At 73.5% G+C, this 18162-nt stretch carries 18 protein-coding genes; 3 read left to right on the top strand and 15 right to left on the bottom strand.

The window, feature by feature from the left end; translation table 11 throughout:
• Nucleotides 1–3 precede the first annotated feature (3 nt).
• From AB0H71_RS31265 to AB0H71_RS31285, 5 genes are all read right to left on the bottom strand, one after another.
• Nucleotides 4–1122 (bottom strand): histidinol-phosphate transaminase, encoded by a 1119-nt coding sequence (locus AB0H71_RS31265; protein WP_357028181.1) that lies wholly within the window; start codon nucleotides 1120–1122, stop codon nucleotides 4–6.
• Entirely contained in the window at nucleotides 1119–2456 is a 1338-nt protein-coding gene (gene hisD, locus AB0H71_RS31270; RefSeq protein WP_357028184.1) for a histidinol dehydrogenase, read from the bottom strand. Before hisD ends, AB0H71_RS31265 begins: the two co-directional genes overlap by 4 nt.
• 134 nt (nucleotides 2457–2590) lie before the next feature.
• Nucleotides 2591–4156, bottom strand: a complete 1566-nt coding sequence (locus AB0H71_RS31275; protein ID WP_357028187.1) for a protein kinase — start codon at nucleotides 4154–4156, stop codon at nucleotides 2591–2593.
• A gap of 167 nt (nucleotides 4157–4323) precedes the next feature.
• Nucleotides 4324–6036: a penicillin-binding transpeptidase domain-containing protein gene (locus AB0H71_RS31280; protein WP_357028402.1), complete on the bottom strand. Its 1713-nt coding sequence runs from the start codon at nucleotides 6034–6036 to the stop codon at nucleotides 4324–4326.
• 86 nt (nucleotides 6037–6122) lie between these two features.
• Nucleotides 6123–6965: an arylamine N-acetyltransferase gene (locus AB0H71_RS31285; RefSeq protein ID WP_357028190.1), complete on the bottom strand. Its 843-nt coding sequence runs from the start codon at nucleotides 6963–6965 to the stop codon at nucleotides 6123–6125.
• Nucleotides 6966–7167: 202 nt separating this feature from the next.
• Here AB0H71_RS31285 and AB0H71_RS31290 point away from each other — a divergent pair, with 202 nt between their 5' ends.
• Nucleotides 7168–8337 carry a winged helix DNA-binding domain-containing protein gene (locus tag AB0H71_RS31290; RefSeq protein WP_357028405.1) on the top strand — a complete coding sequence of 390 codons (1170 nt, stop codon included), beginning with the start codon at nucleotides 7168–7170 and terminating at the stop codon, nucleotides 8335–8337.
• Here AB0H71_RS31290 and nadC read toward each other — a convergent pair.
• The 3 genes from nadC to nadA form a co-directional block, all read right to left on the bottom strand.
• Nucleotides 8334–9194, bottom strand: a complete 861-nt coding sequence (gene nadC / locus AB0H71_RS31295; protein WP_357028193.1) for a carboxylating nicotinate-nucleotide diphosphorylase — start codon at nucleotides 9192–9194, stop codon at nucleotides 8334–8336. The genes AB0H71_RS31290 and nadC overlap by 4 nt on opposite strands.
• Before the next feature lie 62 nt (nucleotides 9195–9256).
• Nucleotides 9257–10951, bottom strand: a complete 1695-nt coding sequence (locus AB0H71_RS31300) for an L-aspartate oxidase (RefSeq protein WP_357028195.1) — start codon at nucleotides 10949–10951, stop codon at nucleotides 9257–9259.
• Nucleotides 10948–11955, bottom strand: a complete 1008-nt coding sequence (gene nadA / locus AB0H71_RS31305) for a quinolinate synthase NadA (protein ID WP_357028408.1) — start codon at nucleotides 11953–11955, stop codon at nucleotides 10948–10950. Before nadA ends, AB0H71_RS31300 begins: the two co-directional genes overlap by 4 nt.
• 94 nt (nucleotides 11956–12049) lie before the next feature.
• Here nadA and AB0H71_RS31310 point away from each other — a divergent pair, with 94 nt between their 5' ends.
• Nucleotides 12050–12745 (top strand): NUDIX domain-containing protein, encoded by a 696-nt coding sequence (locus AB0H71_RS31310; protein WP_357028198.1) that lies wholly within the window; start codon nucleotides 12050–12052, stop codon nucleotides 12743–12745.
• Here AB0H71_RS31310 and AB0H71_RS31315 read toward each other — a convergent pair.
• From AB0H71_RS31315 to bioB, 4 genes are all read right to left on the bottom strand, one after another.
• The gene (locus AB0H71_RS31315) at nucleotides 12701–13447 is read right to left on the bottom strand and encodes a hypothetical protein (protein ID WP_357028201.1); all 747 of its coding nucleotides are present in this window, start codon (nucleotides 13445–13447) and stop codon (nucleotides 12701–12703) included. The two genes, AB0H71_RS31310 and AB0H71_RS31315, sit on opposite strands and share 45 nt — an antisense overlap.
• A 127-nt stretch (nucleotides 13448–13574) precedes the next feature.
• Nucleotides 13575–14201 (bottom strand): DUF2567 domain-containing protein, encoded by a 627-nt coding sequence (locus tag AB0H71_RS31320; protein WP_357028204.1) that lies wholly within the window; start codon nucleotides 14199–14201, stop codon nucleotides 13575–13577.
• 11 nt (nucleotides 14202–14212) lie between these two features.
• Nucleotides 14213–14422 (bottom strand): hypothetical protein, encoded by a 210-nt coding sequence (locus AB0H71_RS31325; RefSeq protein ID WP_357028207.1) that lies wholly within the window; start codon nucleotides 14420–14422, stop codon nucleotides 14213–14215.
• Nucleotides 14423–14463: 41 nt separating this feature from the next.
• A complete protein-coding gene (bioB, locus tag AB0H71_RS31330) occupies nucleotides 14464–15477 on the bottom strand; it encodes a biotin synthase BioB (RefSeq protein ID WP_357028210.1) in 1014 nt (337 codons plus the stop codon).
• Between the two features lie 114 nt (nucleotides 15478–15591).
• Between bioB and AB0H71_RS31335 the strand changes: the two genes are divergently transcribed.
• Entirely contained in the window at nucleotides 15592–16191 is a 600-nt protein-coding gene (locus tag AB0H71_RS31335; RefSeq protein WP_357028213.1) for a TetR/AcrR family transcriptional regulator C-terminal domain-containing protein, read from the top strand.
• Between the two features lie 6 nt (nucleotides 16192–16197).
• Here the strand turns inward: AB0H71_RS31335 and AB0H71_RS31340 are convergent, their stop codons facing one another.
• The 3 genes from AB0H71_RS31340 to AB0H71_RS31350 all read right to left on the bottom strand — a co-directional run bounded on the left by AB0H71_RS31340 (nucleotide 16198) and on the right by AB0H71_RS31350 (nucleotide 18112).
• Nucleotides 16198–17385, bottom strand: a complete 1188-nt coding sequence (locus AB0H71_RS31340) for a helix-turn-helix transcriptional regulator (protein WP_357028216.1) — start codon at nucleotides 17383–17385, stop codon at nucleotides 16198–16200.
• Nucleotides 17386–17666: 281 nt separating this feature from the next.
• Complete coding sequence (locus AB0H71_RS31345) at nucleotides 17667–17795, bottom strand: hypothetical protein (RefSeq protein WP_357028218.1); 129 nt, start codon at nucleotides 17793–17795, stop codon at nucleotides 17667–17669.
• Between the two features lie 23 nt (nucleotides 17796–17818).
• Nucleotides 17819–18112, bottom strand: coding sequence for a type II toxin-antitoxin system Phd/YefM family antitoxin (locus AB0H71_RS31350; protein ID WP_357028219.1), 294 nt, complete (start codon nucleotides 18110–18112; stop codon nucleotides 17819–17821).
• Nucleotides 18113–18162 lie beyond the last annotated feature (50 nt).

Below are 18162 nucleotides of genomic sequence, written 5' to 3' on the forward strand. Positions count from 1 at the left end.
TGGTCATCGCGGGGCGAGGTCGCCGGTCAGCCCGGCGCTCGCCCGCAGGAATTCGTCGTTCTCGGCGGCGAGGCCGATGGTGGCGCGCAGGTGCCCGGGGATGCCGACATCCCGGATCAGCACGCCGCGGTCCAGGTAGCGCCGCCAGCTGGCCGGTGCGTCGGCGAACCGGCCGAAGAGCAGGAAGTTGGCGTCGCTGGGGACGACGTCGAAGCCGAGCGCGGTGAGTTCGGCCGCCACCCGATCGCGTTCGGCGGCGAGCTCGGCGACGCTGCCGAGCGTCTCGGCGGCGTGCCGCAGCGCCGCGCGGGCGGCCGCCTGGGTGACCACCGACAGGTGGTACGGCAGCCGGACCAGCAGCAGCGCGTCCACCACGGCGGGCGCGGCGACCAGGTAGCCGAGCCGGCCGCCGGCGAAGGCGAAGGCCTTGCTCATGGTCCGGCTGACCACCAGCTTGGCCGGGTACCGGTCGATCAGCCCGATGGCGCTGGGCTGCGCGGAGAACTCGGCGTACGCCTCGTCGACCACCACGATGCCGGGCGCGGCGTCCAGGATGCGCTCCAGCTCGGGCGCCGGGATGCTGTGGCCGGTGGGGTTGTTCGGGCTGGTCACGAAGACCACGTCGGGGCGGCGCTCGGCGATGGCGGCGAGCGCGTGGTCGACGTCGAGCGCGAAGTCGCCGGCCCGCTTGGCCTCGATCCACTCGGTGTCGATGCCCTCGGAGATGATCGGGTGCATCGAGTAGGAGGGCACGAAGCCGAGCGCGCTGCGGCCGGGGCCGCCGAATGCCTGGAGCAGCTGCTGGAGGATCTCGTTGGAGCCATTGGCGGCCCAGACATTGGCGGTGTCGACCGCGATGCCGGTCTGCTTCGTCAGGTAGGCGGCGAGATCGGTGCGCAGCGCGACCGCGTCCCGGTCCGGGTAGCGGTGCAGCTCGGCGGCGGCGGCGCGCACCGCCTCGGCCACGTCGTCGACGAGCGCGCGGGTCGGCGGGTGCGGGTTCTCGTTGGTGTTGAGCTGCACCGGGACGCTGAGCTGCGGCGCGCCGTAGGGCTGCTTGCCGCGCAGGTTCTCGCGCAGCGGCAGGTCGTCGAGCCCGATGCCGATTCCGGGAACGGTCACGACAGCGCCTCGAACCGGGCCCGCACGGCCTGGCCGTGCGCGGGCAGCTGCTCGGCGTCGGCGAGCGCCACCACGTGCCCGGCGACGTCCTTCAGCGCGGCCTCGGTGTACTCGACCACGTGGATGCCGCGCAGGAAGGTCTGCACGCTGAGCCCGGAGGAGTGCCGGGCGCAGCCCGCCGTCGGCAGCACGTGGTTCGAGCCGGCGCAGTAATCGCCCAGGCTGACCGGGGCGTACGCGCCGACGAAGATCGCGCCCGCGCTGCGCACCCGCGCGGCGACCGCGGGGGCGTCGGCGGTCTGGATCTCCAGGTGCTCGGCGGCGTAGGCGTTCACCACGCGCAGCCCCTGGGCGATGTCGTCGACCAGCACGGTGCCGGACTGGGCGCCGGTGAGCGCGGTGCGCACCCGCTCGGCGTGCTCGACCACCGGCAGCTGCGCGGTGAGCGCGGCGTCCACCGCGTCGGCGAGCGCCGGGCTGTCGGTGACCAGCACGCTGGCGGCGAGCACGTCGTGCTCGGCCTGGCTGATCAGGTCCGCGGCCACGTGCACCGGGTCGGCGGTGGCGTCGGCCAGGATGGCGATCTCGGTGGGGCCGGCCTCGGCGTCGATCCCGACCAGCCCGCGGCAGAGCCGCTTGGCGGCGGTGACGTAGATATTGCCCGGCCCGGTGATCAGGTCGACCGGGGCCAGCGGCTGCCCGTCGGTGTCGGTGCCGCCGTAGGCGAGCAGCGCGACGGCCTGCGCGCCGCCGACCGCCCACACCTCGTCCACGCCGAGCAGCGCCGCCGCGGCCAGCACCGTCGGGTGCGGCGCGCCACCGAACTGCTTTTGCGGCGGCGAGGCCACCACCAGCGATTCCACCCCCGCGGCCTGCGCGGGCACCACGTTCATCACCACGCTCGACGGGTAGACGGCATTGCCGCCCGGCACGTAGAGCCCCACCCGCTCGACCGGAACCCAGCGCTCGGTGACGGTGCCGCCCGGCACCACCTCGGTGACGGTGTCGGTGCGGCGCTGATCCGCGTGCACCCTCCTGGTCCGCTCGATCGCGACCTCGAGCGCGGCCCTGACCTTCGGCTCGAGCTCCGCCAGCGCCTCGGCCAGCGCTTTCGCGGGCACCCGCACCGCGGCGGGCGCGACACCGTCGAACTTCGCGCCGAACTCCAGCGCGGCCGCGGCCCCGCGATCCCGGACCGCCTCCACCACCGGCCGCACCTGCGGCAGCACCGAGTCCACGTCGACGCCCCCGCGCGGCAGCGCGCTGCGCAGCTCGGCCACGGCGGGAGTGCGACCGCGCAGATCCACGCGGGCGAGCTCGAGGGGTGTGGTCATCTCGGTGTGCGGTCCTGTCTCGAGGGGGTGGGCGGCAGCGCGCGTCCGGCTACCAGCCTATCCGTCCCGCGCACGGGCTTTTCCCGGGCCGCCGCGCCGCGTGGTCGCCGTCACCCCCGCGGCGTCGCCGGGACCTAGCGGGTGTCGCTGTCGATGAGCAGCTTGCCGCTCCCCGAGCCGATCACCCGCAGCGTGACCGCCTCGGTCCGGCCGCCGATGGTGAGGCTGGCGACCCGCATGTCGATGGAGCCGTCGTCGTTGTTGGCGCGGGACGGGGCGTCGATATTGGAGAAGGTGTCGATGGTGCGGGAGCGCCAGTACTGGCGGAACTCCGATTCGGAGCCGTAGACCTTCTGCGCGGCCGGGGTGAGCAGCGACCAGTTGCTCGCGGGGCTGCTGTAGAAGTCGACGACCAGCTGGGCGGCCGAGCCGAGGTCGACGGTGGCCGCGCTCGGCGTCTGGCCGATGGCGGCCAGCTGGGCCGAGCTGGTGGCGGGGCCCGCGGGCGCGCTGATCGAGGGGGTGCTGGCCTGCACCTGGTTCCCGGACGAGCCGTCGCCGCCCATGGTGGTGAAGAGCACCGCGGCCACGGCGGCGACCGCGCCGAGCCCGGCGCCGATCAGCACCGCGGTGCGCTTGCCGGAGCCCGAGCCGGAATCCGGCGCGGGCTGCGGGTGCGCGGCCGTGCGCGGGTGCGTCGCCGTCTTCGGATGCCCCTGGCCGCGCGGCGGGACGCCGTTGCGCGGGGTACCGGGCGCGCCGTTGCGCGGCGAGGTGGGGCGCGAATGTCGTTGCGGCGGCGGGGCCGCGGTGCGCACCCCGGCACCGCCGCGCTGCTGCTCGCGGCCCCCGTACGCCTCGCTGGCGGGCACGAACCCGGCGGGCACCGGCTCCGAACCGGCCTCGGCGAGCGCGGCCAGCCGGGCCCGCGAGGTGCGCATGGTCGGCCGCTGCTCCGGATCCGGATCCAGCAGCTGGAGCAGGAAATCGGTGGCGGGCCCGGCATTCCGCGGCTCGCTGACCTGGCCGTTGGCCGCCGCGTAGAGCACGGCGAGCGGGTTGGCGCTGGCGCCGTAGGGCGGCTCGCCCTCCAGCGCGTGGAAAAGCGTTGCGCCGAGCGCGAAGACGTCGGCCGACGGCGTGGGGTCGGCGCCGCGGGCCACCTCGGGGGCGAGGTAGGCGGCGGTGCCGCAGATCAGCCCGGTCTCGGTGAGGGTGACGTCACCGGTGGCGCGGGAGATGCCGAAGTCGGTGATCTTCACCGTGCCGTGCTCGTCCAGCAGGACGTTGCCCGGCTTGACGTCGCGGTGCACGATGCCCGCCTGGTGCGCGGCGATCAGCGCGGCGGCAACCTGCTCGCCGATCCGGGCCACCTGGGTCAGCGGCAGCGTGCCCTGCGCGGAGATGACCGCGGCCAGGCTGCGCGACTTCAGGTACTCCATGACGAGGCACGGGTCACCGTTGTGCTCGGTGATGTCGAACACCACGATGGCGTTCGGGTGCTGGAAGCGGGCGGCGTTGCGCGCCTCACGGAATGCGCGCTGGCGGACCACTTCCCGCTCGGCCTGCGGAAGGCTCGGCTTGATGTGGATCTGCTTGACCGCGACCGAGCGCTGCAACCGCTCGTCGAGGGCACGCCAGACCACGCCCGTGCCGCCGCTACCAATCCGCTCGACCAGGCGGTAGTGTTCCGCGATCAACTGACCGGTATCGATGGCTTCTACTCCGAACCTTCTCGAAATCGTGACAGCGCGCGGCTCGACATCCGCGCGTTCGACGCCAAGTGTAGCGGGCCTGTGATCCCGAGTCGGCGTCAGCGGTGGTTTATCTCGCGCCGATCACGATACCGTGTTTCCATACGTTTTCGCTATCGCAGTGCCCGAAGCAGGCGCCCGGCGGCCGCCACCGCGGGCTCCGAACTGCCCGCGTCCGCGACGAACACGGCGAATGCCAGCTCGCCGTCGATCCCGACGAACCAGCCGTGCGCCGCGGAGTTGTCGCCGTACTCGGCGGTACCGGTCTTGCCGAGTAGGCCGGGAATGTCACGCAGCGCGGTCGCGGTGCCCCCGGTGACGGTCTCCCGCATCATCGAACGCACGTCGTCGGCGACCCCGGCGGGCAGCGCGGGCGGGGTGCGGTCGGGGGTGCCCGGGCGGCCCTGAACGATGGCGGGGGCCGGCACCGAGCCCTGCGCCAGCGCGGCCGCCACCAGCGCCATGCCGAACGGCGATGCGGTGACCTGCCCCTGCCCGATCGACGCCTCCACCCGCTGCGCGGGGGTCTCGGCGGCGGGCACCGAGCCGGTGACGGTGGTCAGCCCCGGGGTGACGTAGTCGATGCCGAGCCCGAGCTGGGCGGCGGCGTCGGTGAGCGCGGTGGCGGGTAGCCCGGCGGCGAGCGCGGCCATGGTGGTGTTGCAGGAGCGCGCGAAGGCGGTGTGCAGCGGCACCCGGCCCAGGTCGAAGTTGTCGTCGTTGGGGATCCGCCTGCCCTCGATATCCGCCCTGCCCGGGCAGGGCAGCACGGTGTCGGGGGTGGCGGCGCCCGCCTGCAGCGCGGCCGATGAGGTGACCGTCTTGAAGGTGGAGCCGGGCGGGTAGAGCCCGGTGAGCGCGAGCGCGCCCTGCGCGTCGGCGGCCGCGTTCTGCGCCACCGCGACGACGGCGCCGGTGGCGGGCCGCAGCGCGACCACGGCGGCCGGGGTCGCGATCGGGGCGAGCGCGGCCTCCGCCGCCCGCTGCACCCCCGGGTCGACGGTGCTCGGCAGGTCGGCGGCGGCGCGCGGGTCACGGCCGGCGACCCGGCGGGTGCCCTGCGCGGTCTCCGCCTGGATCCACCAGCCCGCGGCCTCGTCGGCCTCCCGCTGCCAGAGCTCGGCGAGCCCGTTCAGCGGTGGCCCGGACAGTGCCCGGTCCACGGTGAGCAGCCGGGTCTGCGGGGCCAGGGTGACGCCGCGCAGTGCGCTCAGCCGGTCCTGGATGGGGGCGATATCGGCGGCGCGCAGCGATACCGCGGTCACTGTCCGGCCCTGCGCGGCGGCGAGTTCGGTGTCCAGGGTCTGCGCGGTGAGGCCGGGCGCGGCCGGGCCGAGCAGCGCGGCGGCGCCCGCAGTGTCGGCGTCGGGGGCCAGGTTGACCAGGGTGACGATCTGCTCGGTCATGAGTTCGCCGCCCGCGGCGTCGAGGACCCGGGCCGGGGTGCCGTAGGCCGTGGAGTACTCGAGCGGGCCGGTGTCCAGGCCGGGGGCCACGGTGGCGGGGTTCCACTTGACCCGCCAGCCGTCGTCGGTGTCGGTGGCGAGCCCGGAGGTGGTGTACTGCCACAGGTTCCGGCCGCCGGGGCCGAGCCGCCAGGTGACGTCGAGGGTGAAGTCGCTGCCGTCAGCGGAGCGCACGGTGACCTCGTTCTCGGTGCCGAGTGCCCGGTAGAGCCCCTCCAGCACCGGGATCGCGGCGTTCTGGTCGGTGGTCAGCCGGGCGGCGGCGGCGACATCGTCGCGCTGCATGGCGTCGGCGAACTCGCCGGCCACGGTGTCCGGCTGGGCCGGGCCGGAGCAACCGGCCAGCCCGAAGCCGAGCACGACGAGCGCGACCAGCGGTCGGCGGAAGGGAGAGCGCACGCGGGGAGAGTAACGCCGGAGGGGCCGGATATGCGGGACGAAGCGGCTCAGTCCCGGACAGTCGCGACGATCCGCGCCGCGTCGGCGGCGTTCAGGTCGATGTCGAAGACCTCGGTGAGGACCTTCGGCAGCTCGTCCGGTTCCAGGGCGCGGGATTCCGCTCGGCCGTCCGGGTATTCGGCGGTCCAGGTGGTCTTGTCCAGGATGTGGTGCACCTCCGGGTAAAAGCGCTGGGCGAAGACGCGGCGGGTGAAGGGCGAGTGCGGCGAGGTCGCGACGTAGTGGTTGGCGACCTCGTAGTCGATCGGGTACTGCGGCGCCTCGGTGAAGGTGTAGCGGTCGACCCAGCCGTCCCTGGCGAACTGGTGCAGGACCCAGCACTCCGGGAGCCGTTCGAGCCGGAAGCGCCAGTCGCCGAGCGCGAATTCGCCCCGCTCGGCCAGCGGGTAGGCGGCGAGCGGGCCCGCGCCGAAGCCGACGTCGACGATCAGCGGATGCGCCGACCCCGGCACCCGGACGGCGAGCAGGGCGTGCGTGGCGGGTCTGGCCGGGATGTCCAGCGGGCCCGCCGCACCCATGGTGACCCGGCCGCTGAGCGCGGTGAAGTCGAAGCCGAGGCGCTCCAGGGCCGCCGCGAAGAGGACGGCGTTCTCGTAGCACCAGCCGCCGCGCCTGCTGTGGATCAGCTTGCGCTGCAAGGAATCCAGATCCAGCGGGACCGGGCGGCCGAGCAGGGTCTCCAGGTTCTCGAAGGGGATGGCGGTGGTGTGGGCGCGGATCAGGGCGTGCAGGGTGGACGCGGTCGGCGTGCGATCGCCGTCGTAGGCGATACGGGTGAGGTAGGCGTCCAGGTCGAGTTCCGCGCCTCGCCAGGGTGGCTGTGCCGGCATCGGGCCTCCTCGCCTCGGGTGCGGCGCGGACGCGCCTCTCCCGCGACAACCGCGGAAGCCGCGCGGGTGTTCCCGCCGCACCCCGCTGCTGCCCGCCCGCGTTCCCGCGCCGGGCTCCACGGGGCGTGCTCGGGCATCCCATCCGGCGACCGCGCGGGCGGCCCGTGTCACCCTCCCCCGCTACGCTGCGCGCGTGTACACCATGGATACGGCGCAGCGACGGGCGCGGCTCGCCGTGCGGCACCGGCTCGCGCACGAGGCTCGCACCGCGGACGTGGTGGAGGTGGTGCGCTCCCTGGTCGCGCTGCACGCCACCGACCCGGCGACCGTCTTCCTCTCCACCGCGGCGCGCGGCCCCGAGCTCACCCCGCGGCACCTGGAGGAGGCGCTGTACGACCGGCGCGAGCTGGTGCGGCTGCTCGGCATGCGGCGCACCATGTTCGTCGTCCCGACCGAGCTGGTCCCGGTGATGCAGGCCGCCTGCGCCGACGCGCTCGCCGTCACCCAGCACCGCAACTACACCCGCCTGCTCACCAAGGCCGGGGTCGGCGACGGCGATACCGCGGCCTGGCTGGACGAGGTCGCCGAGGAGACCCACCGCGCCCTGCTCGCGGCCGGTTCGGCGACCGGCGCGCAGCTCGGCAAGCTGGTCCCCCGGCTGGCCACCAAGGTCGACCCAGCCCCGGAGAAGGCGTACTCCAAACCGGGCCCGATCACCACGTGGGTGCTGGTCCTGCTCGGCGCGCAGGGCCGGATCGTGCGCGGCCGCCCCGGCGGCACCTGGGCGGGCAGCCAGTACCGCTGGGAGCCGATCGAATCCTGGCTTCCCGCGGGCGTTCCGGCCGTTCCCCTGGTGGAGGCGCGCGCCGCCCTGCTCCGGGCCTGGCTGCGCGCTTTCGGCCCGGCGCCCCTCTCGGACCTGGTGTGGTGGACCGGCTGGGCCAAGCGCGACGTCACCAAGGCACTGGCCGAGGTGGACACCGCCGAGGTCGACCTGGACGGCACCCCCGGCCTGCTCCTCGCCGACGACCTGGAGCCGGTCCCCGAGCCGGAGCCCTGGGCCGCCCTGCTCCCGCACCTCGACCCGACCCCCATGGGCTGGAAATCGCGCGACTGGTACCTGGGCCCGCACGGCCCCGCGCTCTTCGACACCTTCGGCAATATCGGCCCGACGGTGTGGTGGAACGGCCGGATCGTCGGCGGCTGGGCGCAGCGGAAGGACGGCGAGCTGGCCTGGCGGCTGCTGGAGGACGTCGGCGGCGACGCCGAGGCCGCGATCACCGCCGAGGCGGAGCGCATGCGCGCCTTCTACGGCGAGGTGCGGGCCGTTCCGCGGTTCCGCACCCCGCTGGAGAAGGAGCTGTCGAGCTAGACGTCGAGCCCCAGATCGAGCACGGTCACGGAGTGGGTGAGCGCGCCGACGGCGAGGTAGTCGACGCCGGTGCGGGCGTAGTCGGCGGCGACATCGAGGGTGAGGCCGCCGGAGGACTCCAGCTCGGTGCCGGGGGCGGTGGCATTGCGGCGCTGCACCGCCGCCTGGGTCTGCCAGAGCGGGAAGTTGTCGAGCAGGACCAGCTCGGGGTTCTCGGCGAGCACCGCGTCCAGCTGCTCCAGGCTGTCCACCTCGACCTCGCAGGGTAGCCCGGGGGCGGCCGCGCGGACCGCGCGCAGGGCGGCGACCACCGAGCCCGCGGCGGCCACGTGGTTGTCCTTGATGAGCGCGGCGTCGCCGAGCCCCATGCGGTGGTTCACGCCGCCGCCGACCCGCACCGCGTACTTCTGCAGCGCGCGCAGCCCGGGCAGGGTCTTGCGGCTGTCCCGGATGCGGCAGCTGGTGCCGTCGACGGCATCAACCCAGGCGGCGGTGGTGGTGGCGATGCCGGAGAGGTGGCAGAGCAGGTTGAGCAGGGTGCGCTCGGCGGTGAGCAGGCCGCGGGTGGGGGCGGCGAGCTCGAGGGCGACATCGCCGGGGGCCACCCGGGCCCCGTCCGCGATGCGGGCGGTGACCTCGTAGCCGTCCGCGCCGAGCACCTCGTCCAGGACCAGGAGCCCGATATCCAGCCCGGCGATCGTGCCCGGCTGCCGGGAGACCACGCGGGCTTTCACCGTGGCGTCGGCGGGGACGGTGGCGGTGGTGGTGACGTCCGGGCCGTAGCGCAGGTCCTCGTGCAGGGCGGTGCGGATGAGGGTGAGTAGTTCCTCGCGGTCGAGGGTGGGGTCGAGGGTCATCGGTTCTCCTCGGGGTCGGGTGATGGAAGGGGTCGCCGTCGGAACACCGCCGGGCGGCCGGGTCAGGACGCCGTCGGGACGGCAGGGGCGGCGCCCGCCGGGACCGGCGTGCCGTCCGGGCCGAGCACGAAGCGGGTGCTGTGCGCCTGGGCCGCGTCGGTGCCCGGGTGGTCGGAGCGGGTGTGGCAGCCGCGGCTCTCGGTGCGCAGGGCGGCGGCGGCCAGCAGCGCCCGCGCGGTCAGCGTGAGCGCGGCATCCTCGACGGCGGTGATCCGCCTGGCAGCGACGGCCTCCGCACGGGCGGGACCACTTCCTCCGTGCCCCGGTCCGTCGGACGCGGCAGTGCACCCGCCGATAGCGTCCGGCCAACGCCGGTCATCCGCGGCCACCGGACGGCTCAGCTCGGCCAACCGCCGCAGCGCCCGGTCGAGCCCCGCCGCGTCGCGGACCACGGACGCGTGCGCGGTGGCGAGCGCCTGCACCGCGGCCCGCGGCGCGACCTCGGCCGCCACCCGCCGCACCTCGCCCACCTCGGCGGCGGCACCCCGCCGCTCGACCGCGGCCGCACCGGCCCGCTCCCCGACGACCAGCCCCTCCAGCAGGCTGTTGGAGGCCAGTCGATTGGCACCGTGCAACCCGGTCCGCGCCACCTCACCGGCCGCGTACAGCCCGGGCACCCCGGTCCGCCCTGCGGTATCGGTGACCACCCCGCCGCACTGGTAGTGCGCGGCGGGCGCGACCGGGATCGGGTCGGTGCGCGGATCGATCCCCGCGGCCAGGCAGGAGGCGGTGATGGTCGGGAACCGGGTGGCGAACCCGGCGATGCCGGTGGCGTCGAGCAGCACGTGGTCGGCCCCGGTCGCCCGCATCCGCGCGGCGATGGCCAGCGAGACCACGTCGCGCGGCGCCAGATCCCCGCGCGGGTGCACCCCCGCGGTCACCGAGCGGCCCGCGAGATCGATCAGAACCCCGCCCTCCCCGCGCACGGCCTCGCTGATCAGCGGCCTGCGCCCGAGCCCACCGGGGGTGTAGAGCACCGTCGGATGGAACTGCACGAACTCCAGATCGGCCACCGCCGCCCCGGCGCGCAGCGCCAGCGCGACCCCGTCGGCGGTGGCACCGTCCGGATTGGTCGAGAGCGCGTACAGCTGCCCGAGCCCGCCGGTGGCGAGCAGCACCGCGGGCGCGTGCACGACCCCGGTGCCGCGCTCGGAGACCACGAGGACCCCGCGCACCCCGTCCGGCCCGCGCAGGATCTCGCCGGCGGCGGCGCCGAAGAGCACCGGCAGCCCGGCGGCGTTCAGCGCCCGCTGCACCTCGGCGCCGGTGGCGTCACCGCCGGCGTGGATGATCCGGCGGATGCTGTGCCCGCCCTCCCTGGTCCGCGCCACCCGGCCGTCCCGGCCCAGGTCGAAGACGGCGCCGAGGTCGGTGAGCGCGGCGACGGCGGCCTGCCCGCCCGCCACGATCGAGCGCACCGCGGCGGCATCGCAGAGCCCGGCGCCCGCCGCGACGGTGTCGCGCACGTGCGAATCCACCGAATCACCGTCCGGCGCGACCACCGCGATCCCGCCCTGCGCGTACTGGGTGGCGGTGTCGGCCGGGCCGCCCTTGCTCAGCGTGAGCACCCGCAGCCCGCGCAGCGACGCCGTGCGCGCCGCGGTGAGCCCGGCGACGCCGCCGCCGATCACCACCAGATCGGCGGCTGCCTCCCAGTCCACGGCGACCGGCACCGTACGCGGGACGAACCCGGTCACTCCCCGCCGCCGGGGTTGCCGATCGCGATCATGCGCTGCACCGAGCTGCGGCCGAGCGCGGCCATCTCGGGGTCGACGTGCACCTCGTCGGCGCCCTCGACCAGGCAGCGCAGCAGCGCGGCGGGGGTGATCATCTTCATGTAGCGGCAGGAGGCGCGGTCGTTCACGGCCTGGAAGTCGATGCCGGGCGCCGCCTTGCGCAGCTGGTGCAGCATGCCGATCTCGGTCGCCACCAGCACCTGCGACGACTTCGCCGCCTTGGCCTGGTCGATCATGCCGCCGGTGGAGAGGATGTGCACCCGGTCGGCCGGGAACGATCCCTCGCCCGCGAGGTACAGCGCCGACGTCGCGCAGCCGCACTCCGGGTGCACGAAGAGCTCGGCGTCCGGGTGCGTGCGCGCCTGCTCGGCCAGCTCGTCGCCGTTGATGCCGGCGTGCACGTGGCACTCGCCGGCCCAGATGTGCATATTGGCCCGGCCGGTGACCCGCTTGACGTGCGCGCCGAGGAACTGGTCCGGCAGGAAGAGCACCTCGCGCTCCGGGTCGATGGAGGCGACCACGTCGACCGCGTTGGAGGAGGTGCAGCAGATGTCGGTGAGCGCCTTCACCTCGGCGGTGGTGTTCACGTAGGAGACCACGACGGCGTCCGGGAACTCGTCACGCCAGGCGCGCAGCTCCTCGCCCTTGATCGAGTCGGCCAGCGAGCAGCCCGCGCGCTGGTCCGGGATCAGCACGGTCTTCTCCGGGCTGAGGATCTTGGCCGTCTCGGCCATGAAGTGCACGCCGCAGAAGATGATGGTCTGCTCCGGCACCTCCGCCGCCAACCGGGAGAGCGCGAGCGAATCGCCCACGTGATCGGCGACGTCCTGGATCTCCGGCAGCTGGTAGTTGTGCGCCAGGATGGTGGCGTTGCGCGCCTTCGCCAGCCGCCGCACCTCGGCGGCCCACTCCGGCCCCGCCTGCACGCCCTCGTACCCCTCGGGCCCGTCCACGACCTGTTCCATCAGTGCTGGCATCGCCATGACGGCTCCTTCCTCGTGCGCCGGCCCTCGTCGCCGGATTCGCACCGAACCAGGTTTTCGACTTACAATCGAAAACGTGACCCATAGTAGCACCATCCACGAATCGCTCACCGCGGTGTTCCAGGTTCGCGACGTCTCCGCAGGTAAGCGCCCCGAGCTCGCGGTCCTGCTGTGGGAGCGCGCGCTCGACCCGCAGAAGGGCACCTGGTCGCTGCCCGGCGGGAAACTTCGTGCCGACGAGGACCTGGACGCCTCCGCCGCCAGGCAGCTCGCGGAGAAGGTGGACGTGCGCGAGCTCAGCCACCTGGAGCAGCTCTCGGTCTTCAGCGCGCCGGACCGGGTGCCCGGCCCGCGCCGGATCGCCTCGGCCTACCTCGGGCTGGTCCCGATGACCGCCGACCCGCGGCTCCCGGACGACACCGCCTGGCACCCGCTCTCCGCGCTCCCGGTCACCTCGTTCGACCACGGCACCGTGCTGCAGCACGCGCGCAACCGGCTGGCCGCCAAGCTCTCCTACACCAATATCGCCTTCGGCCTCGCGCCCGAGCGCTTCGCCATGTCCACCCTGCGCGAGATCTACTGCGCCGCACTCGGCTACGACGTGGACACCACGAACCTGCAGCGGGTGCTGAGCCGCCGCACGGTGATCACCCCGACCGGCGCCACCGCCGCCCCCGGCCGCAGCGGCGGCCGCCCGGCGGCGCTCTACCGCTTCACCGACTCCGAGCTACGCGTCACGGACGAGTTCGCGGCGCTCCGGCCGCGGGGCTGAGACGCCCTGGTCGAAGAGCCAGCGCTCCACGGTGTCGGCGGCGACCGGGTGGCCGAGCTCGGCGCCGAGCGTGCGGGTCCAGCCGTCGAGCAGGCCGGTGTAGCGGCCGTAGGTGCGGGCGGGCCAGGCGCCGCCGGTCTTCAGCGAGCGCCAGCCCGCGCGGTGCAGGCTGCGGGCCACCCGGCTGTCCAGGATGCGGCTGCGGTGCACCGGGTTCCCGGCGCCGGCGAAGTAGAGGAACTTGGTGAAGAAGGAGGGGCCGAGCGTGGGGACCAGGCTGCGGTCGCCCGGGTAGAGCAGGGCGTAGGCGTGCTCGGGGGCGTCCGCGGCGGCCCGCGCGGCCGCGGTGAGCGCGGCGGCGTAGCGCTCCGGGTCGGCGGCGGCCGCGCGCATGCGCTTGTGCACCAGCCTGCGCCGGGAACCGGTGCCCCAGGCCATGGAGAGCCACAGCAGCGGCCAGACGCCCTGGTCGGCGGCGGCGAAGACGTGCGCGCGGGTCACGTCGACCTGGCCGGTGTCGGTGCCGTCCACCCACAGGCAGCCGCCGGGGGCGCCCAGCTTCACCAGGGAGGTGTTCCACCAGTCCAGGTCGACCCGCACCCGCTGGCCGTCGACGACCCGCGCGCGATCGGCGTAGTCACCGGCCAGCGCGCGGCGTAGTTCGTCGGGCACCGGCAAGAGGTCGAGCTCGGTCTCCGTCATCTCCCCAGGATCGAGCAGCCGCACCGGGTTTCGCACCGGACATCCGGGTGGACACGCGGATGTCCGGTGGGTTGATCCGGCGGGAACGGTGAATAATCGGGGGAGAACGCGAGGCGGCGCGACCCCGTCAGCGCTCGGCCGGGTCCGGGCGGGACCAGCCGGAATCCGGCTGCGCCGGGCGGGGCTCGGGAACGGGTGCGTAGGCCGCGGAGTCGTCGGGCTCCGCCTCCCCCACCGGCCTGCTCTCGCCGAACGGCCCGGTGAACCCGGTGCCGAGATCCTCGGCGGTGCTCAGCGCGGCCAGGAAGAGGAACACCAGCCCGGCCAGCAGCGGCTGGACCAGCAGCGCCTGCCACGCCTCCACCTCGGCGGGCAGCGTGACGAGCTGGCCGACGATCGGATCGTCCGGTCGCGGATTCCGCCCCTCCGCCACCAGCTCCCCGATGTCGGACATGGCGTAGGCCCCCGCGAACGAGCCGAGCAGCAGCGCGAGCAGCACCAGCGGCCCGCGCACCGAGCGCGCCCGCCAGGCCGCGGCGGCCGAGACCAGCCCGAGCCCGGCGCCGAGCAGGACGAAGATCGCCAGCGCGTCGAAGCGGTGCAGGCTCTCCCCGGTGAGCGGCGCGCCGCGGCCGTCGGAGACCACCACCAGCCGCTCGGCCGGGGCCAGGAACCCCCAGGCGACGCCGAGCAGCGCACCCGCGACCAGCACCCCGACCCCGATCGCGAGCGCGGCCCGCAGCTCGCGGCGCATCCGGCCGGCCACTAGCGACGTTCCAGCGCGGCCGACTCCAGCATCCCGTGCCGGGAGCACCGCGCCCACCAGCCGTCCGGGCTGACCTGCACCACCATCCGGCGGCCGCAGTGCGCGCAGTACCGCGGCGGCTCCAGCCCGAGCGCGGCCGCCGCCGGGATCGCGTCCTCGGCACCGGGCCCGATCGGTGCGCCGGTGAACGGGTTGTAGCGCTCCTCCATGGCCATGACAGTACCCAGTGGTCTTTCGCTCATCGCACCGGTCAGAGCGTTTCGTTCAGCGCCTTGATCGGCATCTTCAGCTCGCCGAGCAGATCCAGATCGCGCTCGGCCGGGCGGCCGAGGGTGGTCAGGTAGTTGCCGACGATCACCGCGTTGATCCCGCCGAGGATGCCCTGCTTGGCCCCGAGGTCGCCGAGCGTGATCTCCCGGCCGCCGGCGAAGCGCAGCATGGTGCGCGGCAGCGCCAGCCGGAAGGCGGCCACCGCGCGCAGCGCGTCCGCCGCGGGCAGCACCTCCAGGTCGCCGAAGGGGGTGCCCGGGCGCGGGTTCAGGAAGTTCAGCGGCACCTCGTCGGGGTCGAGCGCGGCCAGGTCGGCGGCGAATTCGGCGCGCTGCTCCAGGGATTCGCCCATGCCGAGGATGCCGCCGCAGCACACCTCCATGCCCGCTTCCCGCACCATGCGCAGGGTCTCGAAGCGCTCCTCCCAGCTGTGCGTGGTGACCACGCTCGGGAAGTGCGAGCGCGCGGTCTCCAGATTGTGGTTGTAGCGGTGCACGCCCATCGCCGCGAGCTGGTCCACCTGCTCCTGGGTGAGCATGCCGAGCGAGCAGGCCACCTGGATGTCGACCTCGTTGCGGATCGCCTCCACCCCCGCCGCCACCTGCGCCATGAGCCGGGCGTCCGGCCCGCGCACCGCGGCGACGATGCAGAACTCGGTGGCGCCGGTCTTGGCGGTCTGCTTGGCCGCCTCGACCAGGCTCGGGATATCCAGCCAGGCCGCGCGCACCGGCGACTGGAAGAGCCCCGACTGCGAGCAGAAGTGGCAGTCCTCCGGGCACCCCCCGGTCTTCAGGCTGATGATGCCCTCCACCTCGACCTCGGGGCCGCACCAGCGCAGCCGCACCTCGTGCGCCAGCGCCAGCAGCTCCTCCAGCCGGTCGTCGCCGAGCTCGAGCACCTCCAGCGTCTGCGCCCGGTCCAGCCCGGTTCCGCGCTCGAGCACCTGCTCGCGGGCTCGCGCCAGAATGTCGGTGAGCACGGGTGCCTGGGTCATGAATAATCCCTTCTTCGCCGAGGTAGCCCGCCGACTTGAACGCCGTTCAGGACTACTTGAACGGCGTTCAGGATAGAGTACGGTTCGAGGCCAGGCGAGACGGGAGGTCGGCGGGTGCAGTTGCGCAGGGGCGATGTGGTGGACGGTGCGATCGGCATCCTGGACCAGTACGGCCTGGCCGACCTGACCATGCGCCGGTTGGCGAGCTCGCTGAACGTGCAGCCGGGGGCGCTCTACTGGCACTTCCCGAACAAGCAGGCGCTGCTCGGCGCGGTCGCCGACCGGATTCTCGCGCCCATGGAGCGGGCGGTGGTGGCCGAGGACTGGGCCGGGCAGTTGGTCGAGCTCGCGCATCGGCTGCGCGATTGTCTGCTCGCCTACCGCGACGGTGCCGAGCTGGTCTCCGCCACCTATGCCTCCCGGCTCACCACCAGTCGCGGGCGGGAACGTTTCGCGGCCGCCGCTTTGCGCGCCGGAATGCCGCAGCGGGACGCCGATCTCGCTGCTTTCGCGCTGCTCTACTACGTGCTCGGGCAGACGGTGGACGAGCAGTCGCGGATGCAGATGGATTCCGCCGGGGCACTGGCTGAGCCGGATTCGCCGCTCGCCGAGGTGGATGCCGATCCGACCGCGCGGTTCGACTTCGGGTTGCAGTTGTTCGTGGGTGGGGTCAGGAACAGTCTCGGTCAGGAGTACGTCACCGAAGTGGAATAGCGCCGGTCAGATCCTGATATTCGCCCACTTCGCGAAACGGGTCAGGGAACCGGTCCCCCGGCGGGACCGCGCCAGGGCCCGGACGGTCTCGTGCACCTGAGGGTGGTTGCGGGTCAGCTCGGGGGCCGCGGCCCTGGCCTTCTCCAGGCTGGCCAGCGCCCGTTGGTGGTCTCCGTGCAGCAGCCAGGCCCGCGACAGGTCGATGTGGTGGTGTCCGACGCGGGACGGCGCGACCGAGGACGGGAGCCGTATTCGCTCGGCGCGGGTGACCGCGGCGGTGTAGTCCGACAGTTCGACCGGGACCGCCACGGAATGAATGTCGACGTTCGACGGGCGGAAACCGGTCCCGTAGTTGCGGTAGCTAATCCCGGCGACGGCCGAGGCGATCCCGCTGGCCTCCCGGAGGTGCGCCTCGGCGGTATCGGCGTCGAGTGCGCGGGCGGAAAGGATCGCTCCACGGAGGTGCAGGGCGCCGCGCACGGCCAAGAGATCCGGTGTCGTCTCCAGGTCCTCGCTGGCGGAGTAGGCGCGCTGGATGATGCGCTGCCCGCCGGTGTAGGCACCGGACGACAGCAGGATCAGCGCCCGGTTGTACTCGGCGGCGATCGTCCAGACCCGATCCCCGCTGCGGTCGGCGGACCACGTGCAGCGTTCGGCGGCCAGCGCGGCGAGGTCGAGATATCCGTACTGGTAGGCGAAGAGCATCGCCTTGCTGTAGGCGTAGGCGAGCGCCGAGTGGACGGCCTCGCGGTGGCACCCGGGGGCTTGGTCGGCGGCGAGCAGGTGCAGGCCGCGGATCACGTCGGGGAGATCGGCGGTGAGGTCGCTGTAGCGGGCGCGGCGCATTCCCTCCCGCACGCGGTCCAGGGTCGTGGTGAGTTCATCGAAGGTGGGCGGCACCGCGGGTGTTTCGTCGTCGAAGGCCACGATCGCGCGCCGCAGTTCGGGAATGGTGGCGTGCGCGCCGCCGTCGTGCTGCTCGGGTGCGTAGGGCTGGCCGGTCAGGTCCGCGATTCCGACGCCGAGGACCCGGGCCACCGCCGCGATGAACACCGGAGAAGCGGGCCGGGAGCCCTGCTCGACCTTCCGCAGGAGGGAGAGCGACACGGACGCCTGCATCGCGAGCTGCGGCTGGGTGAGCCGCGCCAGTTTGCGCGCCCTCGCGGTCCGTTCGCCGACGCTAACGTCGTCCATACCTCAACGGTGCCACAGGATGTGGCACTTCGCAGTCGGCTCGGCAGACAGGGTTGAGCCTGCCGAGCGACAGGCCGGAAGGCCGAAAATGGGGGTGCGGTAGTGGGGGTCTGGCTTACTGATTCGCGGACGATGCGTCGCGTAGCGGCGGGGTTACGGCGGCTGGATATACACCCGGCCGCGTGCCGGTGGGCGGATCCCTTTCGCGGCCGGTCACATGCTCTGCACGTGATGGCGATGCACGCCGGGCATCGCTGCCCCCGGTATGCCATGGCCGATGCCTACCTCGAAACGGTGGGCTGGTCGTGACGGGCGCCGAACTCGCCCTGGTCGCGCTCGTCCTCGGACTGATCGGCCTCACGATCGCGCTCCTCCGAGAACGGTGACGGCGACATGAAGTGCCGTTTCACGATCTGTAGCGTGTGACAAGTCGTCAGCCAGTTGGCAATGGCCCGCGGCGCCGCTTTTCGAACTCCGCCTGCACCTGGTCGAGGTCGAAGGTGTTACCCGAGGCGAAGTCCTCCCTGGACTGCCGCAGGTCCGCCAGGGTGTCGCTGTCGCTCAGAATGTTCAGCGTCTCCTGCATCGACTCGTACTCGGCGACGGCGATCAGCATGACATCCGCTCGGCCATCGCGGGTGATGGTGAAGTGGTCGTGCTCGCGCGCCACGCCGTCCGCCAGCTCGACGAAGCGCGCTGTGGCCTCTGTGATGGGAATGATCTCCACCGAGCCGAGTCTGGCATGCTGGCCACAATTCCGACCTGAATCCTGGCCTT

The sequence above is a fragment of the Nocardia sp. NPDC050697 genome, assembly GCF_040654395.1.
Lineage (GTDB): Bacteria > Actinomycetota > Actinomycetes > Mycobacteriales > Mycobacteriaceae > Nocardia.

What these genes read in the sequence shown, in the direction of transcription:
- AB0H71_RS31325 (WP_357028207.1), bottom strand. Translation starts at nt 14,422, where the DNA reads ATGGAGGAGCGCTACAACCCGTTCACCGGCGCACCGATCGGGCCCGGT.
- AB0H71_RS31290 (WP_357028405.1), top strand. Translation starts at nt 7,168, where the DNA reads ATGGATACGGCGCAGCGACGGGCGCGGCTCGCCGTGCGGCACCGGCTC.
- AB0H71_RS31285 (WP_357028190.1), bottom strand. Translation starts at nt 6,965, where the DNA reads ATGCCGGCACAGCCACCCTGGCGAGGCGCGGAACTCGACCTGGACGCC.
- AB0H71_RS31340 (WP_357028216.1), bottom strand. Translation starts at nt 17,385, where the DNA reads ATGGACGACGTTAGCGTCGGCGAACGGACCGCGAGGGCGCGCAAACTG.
- nadC (WP_357028193.1), bottom strand. Translation starts at nt 9,194, where the DNA reads ATGACCCTCGACCCCACCCTCGACCGCGAGGAACTACTCACCCTCATC.
- hisD (WP_357028184.1), bottom strand. Translation starts at nt 2,456, where the DNA reads ATGACCACACCCCTCGAGCTCGCCCGCGTGGATCTGCGCGGTCGCACT.
- bioB (WP_357028210.1), bottom strand. Translation starts at nt 15,477, where the DNA reads ATGACCCAGGCACCCGTGCTCACCGACATTCTGGCGCGAGCCCGCGAG.
- AB0H71_RS31320 (WP_357028204.1), bottom strand. Translation starts at nt 14,201, where the DNA reads ATGCGCCGCGAGCTGCGGGCCGCGCTCGCGATCGGGGTCGGGGTGCTG.
- nadA (WP_357028408.1), bottom strand. Translation starts at nt 11,955, where the DNA reads ATGGAACAGGTCGTGGACGGGCCCGAGGGGTACGAGGGCGTGCAGGCG.
- AB0H71_RS31315 (WP_357028201.1), bottom strand. Translation starts at nt 13,447, where the DNA reads ATGACGGAGACCGAGCTCGACCTCTTGCCGGTGCCCGACGAACTACGC.